The organism is Marinobacter antarcticus (genome assembly GCF_011049865.1).
In the GTDB taxonomy this organism is placed as follows: Bacteria; Pseudomonadota; Gammaproteobacteria; order Pseudomonadales; family Oleiphilaceae; genus Marinobacter; species Marinobacter antarcticus_A.
In genome coordinates, this window is record NZ_DRGY01000101.1 from 1 (window position 1) to 3,444 (window position 3,444).

6 protein-coding genes are annotated in these 3,444 nt (G+C 52.6%); 2 read left to right on the plus strand and 4 right to left on the minus strand.

All coding sequences use genetic code 11. The features are described 5' to 3' along the window. A partial coding sequence (locus ENI00_RS12840) for a transposase (RefSeq protein WP_304102984.1) occupies nt 1–741 on the minus strand: 741 nt, incomplete at its 3' end. Nucleotides 742–884: 143 nt separating this feature from the next. Between ENI00_RS12840 and ENI00_RS12845 the strand changes: the two genes are divergently transcribed. Next, on the plus strand, nt 885–1,499 hold the full coding sequence (locus ENI00_RS12845; RefSeq protein ID WP_071265214.1) for a cation transporter: 615 nt from the start codon (nt 885–887) through the stop codon (nt 1,497–1,499). 213 nt (nt 1,500–1,712) lie between these two features. Then, complete coding sequence (locus ENI00_RS12850) at nt 1,713–1,979, plus strand: hypothetical protein (protein WP_071265215.1); 267 nt, start codon at nt 1,713–1,715, stop codon at nt 1,977–1,979. Nucleotides 1,980–2,345: 366 nt separating this feature from the next. Here the strand turns inward: ENI00_RS12850 and ENI00_RS12855 are convergent, their stop codons facing one another. The 3 genes from ENI00_RS12855 to ENI00_RS12865 form a co-directional block, all read right to left on the minus strand. After that, on the minus strand, nt 2,346–2,612 hold the full coding sequence (locus ENI00_RS12855) for a hypothetical protein (RefSeq protein ID WP_304102993.1): 267 nt from the start codon (nt 2,610–2,612) through the stop codon (nt 2,346–2,348). 14 nt (nt 2,613–2,626) lie between these two features. Continuing rightward, on the minus strand, nt 2,627–2,857 hold the full coding sequence (locus ENI00_RS12860) for a hypothetical protein (RefSeq protein WP_304102996.1): 231 nt from the start codon (nt 2,855–2,857) through the stop codon (nt 2,627–2,629). Beyond that, nucleotides 2,857–3,444, minus strand: a 588-nt coding sequence (locus ENI00_RS12865) for a hypothetical protein (RefSeq protein WP_304102999.1), incomplete at its 5' end; no start/stop codon positions are given. The genes ENI00_RS12860 and ENI00_RS12865, both read right to left, overlap by 1 nt.

The window sequence follows — 3,444 nt, forward strand, 5'->3', positions numbered from 1 at the left end:
CCAGTCGGCCAGGTCCTGCGCCTCCACCGCCAGGGCCTCCAGCCTCAGTTGGGCTTCGTGCAGATAATCCAGCGTGGCACGGGCCACTTTGAGCAGCTTCCGGTAGCGCTTGTCTTGCGACTGCCTGCCTCGCCCATACTGGATCTGGCGATCATACTTTTTCGCCGCCCGACCGTGATCATGCCAGGTCAACCGGGTGTCGCCCGCCAACGCCTGAGCCCACTTCAGCAAGCGAACCAGGACGCGGACCCCGTCCCACAGCAGGCTGCTATCGGTGGGTGGATGAATATCCGTCTCGGTCACCGTGCTGTCTACCCGCACCTTGCGTCCACGCTCGACCTTCTCCGCTTGCGCACTGACCAGCAACGTCCGGTTGATCCGCTCCCAGCTTTCGGCGCGAATGCGGCCGATGCAAGCCTGAAGCACGGATTTGCGGGGCCGACAGGCCGGCTCCAGCCGCGCAAAGGCTTGAAACGACCGAGAGTCCTCCAGGCAAAAGGCCAACTCCTCGTAGCTGAGCTGGCGGCGCTGCTTGAGCAGGGCACAACGCAACACGGTCTCCACCGACAAGCCACGGCGTCCGGTCGGCTTCACCCGGTCTCGGCCCAAGTCCGCAGCCACCCCCTCCAGCACTTCGGGGTGCTCATCCAGCCAATCGGACATGAGCTTCAACTCACGGCCGAGTTCGTGCTCGGCAAACACATCGAATATACTGCGTTGTGCAATGCTTTTTTTTCGCATTGTGGCCTCCGCGGATTTTGGTTTTTCTTTTAATTTCAATTGGTTGAAACAAAGAATGCCATTTTCCGCCGGAGGTTTTATTTATTCAGTTCGCATTTTTTACAATAAGATCATTGGTTTACGTTTATGGATGGGCACTACCTATGTCAGAAACTGTGTTTAATGTGGGAAATGAAAAAGAGCGTCGCACGCTCTGGATCGTTCTTGGTCTCAACCTTGCAATTGCGGCGGGATTCTTCGCGACCGGTGCCGTAGGCGATTCCAGTGCTCTGATCGCCAACGGGCTCGACAACACATCCGACAGTTTAGTCTATGGAATCAGCCTTTTTGCCTTGTCACGCTCATCCAAGTGGAAGCGTGGTGCCGCAAACGTATCGGGCGGCCTGCTATTAGTCTTTGCTGTCGGCATCTTGATCGACGGATGGAGACGCTATGTTGGCGGCTCTGAACCACTGGGACCATTGATGATTTCGATGTCACTGGTCGCCGCCGTCGTCAATCTTGTTTGCATCTGGCTGCTTAGCCACCTTAAAGAACCGGACGTAAACATCCGTGCCGCCAACACCTTCAGCCTCAACGACTTCGCATCGAACGGTGGGATTTTGGTCGCAGGCGGTCTTGTCTGGTGGTTGGGCGACAGTTGGCCCGACCTCGTTGTCGGGATCGCGATAGCCACCATAGCGGTATGGGGAGGCATCGATATCCTGCGTGACGCCCGCAAAGAACATCATAAAGTGGAGCATGGGATTGAGAAATGACCGCAGCCTGGGGCGCATTGTAGGGGCTTATTTTTTAAAACTCGTCGCTGTATTTCAAGTTGGTTTAAGGTTCACGTGAGAACCTAGTAGTGGGAGTTTTTTCAGGTATTGATTTGCGGGAATGTTACATTTCCGCTTTTTTTTGCTTTTTTTAGGATTTGGCGGGCCTTAATGTTACATCTGCTACGCAGATGAAGCAAAAAATATCAACAAATGAAAAATATGCTGGAGGTAAATAAATTGAAACGCAGCGCTCTGATCACAGCGATTACAGGTACGGTGACATTAACGGGAAGCTGGGCTGAAACTGCAGCGGAGCTTGAGTTTCACGGCGATATGGATAATCGATTCCAAGCATACACCAACCAGAGAGATTGGTTCGCAGGTGGTAATTCGGGCGGCGGTAGCTTGAAAAATGATGAGCCAACCGAAAGTTATGGCGAGGTTAAGTATCCATTATGGCGAAGGCTCTGGTGGTGACTATTCAGGTGATGGTGTCAACATCGAAACACGATGGGCCTATGTAGACTTTCTGGTTCCCGGCACGCTAGATCAGCGCGTGACGTTAGGTTTAATTAATCAATTTCGCCATCTGTGGCAGAATTTTTGTCAAGTATGCCCGCGTCGTCAGGTCGTCGAGCGAATCGTGGGTAAATTGCTGATGGCATCCAATCATCTCGGATTCCGTCCGTTGCCGGATCTCTCTAGATTCCTACAGACATGTTGTAAATCTCACCTAGGTAAGTTCGATTGAAGCGGTCAACCTGCATTACGGTTGGTCATAGCATAGGAGTGTTTGAAGCGCAGGAATAATTCCATGCTTCGATTTGTGCTTTCCATTCATTATCAGGAGATCCCCAACTTCTTTTTTATCGGCAGAGGCAGTCCTTCGTAGATTTCGTCCAATGGTTCTGCCGCCAACGCCCTCAATTCTTCGTTTTTCATCCGCAATTCCCTGACCAGACTGACCAAGTCGTCTTTCCGGCTCTTCCTGATTCCGGTGGCCGTGGGGTGTTCGATACGCTTCAATTTGGCATTCTTTGCTTCTTCCAGACCTGCGTTCATGGCGTCAAGGTACTGTCGGAAATGGGGTGAATAGCTCGACGTGTTCATGAGCGTTGCGCGGTTTATGCCAAGTGCTGCGGCGACTTCGGAGCCTTTGATTTGATATTTTTTTTCACGAGAAAATCCGTAGACGTGCGGTGACGCCGAATGTAGAGCGCCTTCTCTCGTTTCATATCCTCCACACACTGCCAGGCGGCGGCACTGGCGTTTCGGTCGGAAACCCAGTCTGGACGATCTTCGAGTCCTTTGCCGGCCCCTGCCTCCGCACGTTTTTTTAGATACTCCATCACCATTACGCAGCCCTCAACTTGTAACTTGTTAACACGGATTCAAGCTCAGGTAGTGCCTCGTGGCGGGCGTTCAGCGTCCGGACGTGACGTGTGACATTGCGCACCAGCTCGAACGAAGGCTGTTTGAAAATGTCCGGGACGACCGGGTTGTTCAGAATCTCAACATGTGACGCAATTTGAAAAAGCATCCACTCGACATTGGTCGTCTGCATCAGATTATGGACGCAACCCAGGCACAGCTCCGGGGATGCATTGTGACGCATGGGTTCACCCTCTTCGACACATCTGGCCCTATACCTGGTCCGCCGCATCAGCAAACAATACCCCCAGGGATTCGCCTTGATGTTTTCAACCTCTATGTTTGCCAGTTGTTCGGCCAATTCCATCTGTTGCTCCTGGCTCTGGACGCGCGTCTGTCGGAGGAGGCGGCGCAATAACTTGTTCATTTCACCAGCGTAGCCTTCGCCGTGATTTTTGATGTAGTTGTGGACAAGCGAATTAATGACGCGGATCTTCACTAGTTGGTGGCCTGCGCGGTTGTCTTTATCGCGGATGTAAGCCAGCCACATGGTTCGACTGATGTGTTTAAA